The 255-nt window shown below is 62.7% G+C and carries 1 protein-coding gene; it reads right to left on the reverse strand.

Annotated features, from left to right (window positions below):
- Positions 1-255: DUF6531 domain-containing protein (locus ACW9JC_RS30475; protein ID WP_457459708.1), on the reverse strand; the 255-nt coding region annotated here is incomplete at both ends.

A 255-nucleotide genomic window follows, 5' to 3' on the forward strand; every position in this document is an offset into this window, starting at 1 on the left:
CGTCGAGTTCCACGGCGCTGGTGCGATACAAACGGGTGAACTCGAACGGCAGCAGCCCATCAAGCACGCCGTCAGTCAGGGTCAGCAGTTCCTCGCCGGAGACCAGCGACACCGGGCAGCCATGGGTGGCGGTGCGATCCGCGGTATCGGCGCTGTCACCGTTGGGGTTTTTCGCCTGAACCGAAGCGTCGTCAAAGGGCTCGTCTTTTTTCAGCGAGGTGTTGTTGCGAGCCTTCCAGCGCAACTGCATCCGGC

The sequence above is a fragment of the Pseudomonas sp. SDO5591_S426 genome, assembly GCF_054070755.1.